The sequence below is a fragment of the Parendozoicomonas verongulae genome, from assembly GCF_009711465.1.
GTDB lineage: Bacteria > Pseudomonadota > Gammaproteobacteria > Pseudomonadales > Endozoicomonadaceae > Sansalvadorimonas > Sansalvadorimonas verongulae.
Map to the genome: position 1 here is coordinate 1 of NZ_SMME01000462.1, position 947 is coordinate 947.

Consider the following 947-nt stretch of genomic DNA (forward strand, 5'->3'; position numbering starts at 1 on the left):
TTTAGACATGGAAAGTCACACATCGGGTTAAAGGATATAAGCAGTGACCAATTCTTTGAATTTGTTCCGTTCATGGAGGGTCATGGAGCAGTTGACGCAAAAGGAAGGTATTTGCACTGGAGTCAACTGAAGTGGAGGGTTTCAAGAAAAGATGCTGTGAACATATGGTATGCCGTCAAATTCCAGAGAAATGCTATAAGTAGTCAAATTCCTTTAGCTGATCAGAATAAGAAGCCGTTCAGTTATTGTACTCCCGATACGGTTAACGCCATGCTACATCAGATTGTATCAACAGCTGGTGGGAACATCGCTGGAATCGCAGGACAGGCAGCTTCGGACAACATCCAAAACAAATTCTTAGTATCTTCATTGCTAATGGAAGAGGCGATTACAAGTGCTCAGCTTGAAGGCGCAGCGACCACCAGAGTTGTTGCAAAGAAAATGCTCAAAGATGGCAGAGAGCCGATTGATGAAAGTGAGCGGATGATTCTCAATAACTTTCTGCTACTTAAGCATGCTGAACGTATCAAGGGAGAAGAGCTGACCATTGACCATATTTTAGAGTTCCACAGAATTGCCACTCGGGGATGTACTGGAAATGATGTAATACCTGGTGAACTAAGAAGTGACAACAGCGTTTATGTGGAAGGCAGAAATAGTGAAATAGCCTATCAGCCACCTCATTTCGAAAATATACCTGAGCGGCTTATTGATCTCTGTAGGTTTGCCAACGATGATCACACAGGAAGAAGTGGAACGAAATTTATACCTCCAATCGTTAAAGCAATCATACTGCACTTCATGATTGGCTACGAACACCCTTTTCGTGACGGTAATGGCAGGATTGCAAGGGCACTATTCTATTGGTACATGTTGAAGTCTGGATATGACCTGTTCAGATATATTTCTATTAGCAAAACCCGATGTGTGACTTTCCATGTCTAAAG

Annotated in this window: 1 protein-coding gene; it reads left to right on the forward strand. The window is 42.4% G+C overall.

What is annotated here, in order from left to right; all coding sequences use genetic code 11:
- The coding region (locus E1189_RS01030; protein WP_230459905.1) for a Fic family protein at positions 1–945 on the forward strand (945 nt) is incomplete at its 5' end.
- Positions 946–947 lie beyond the last annotated feature (2 nt).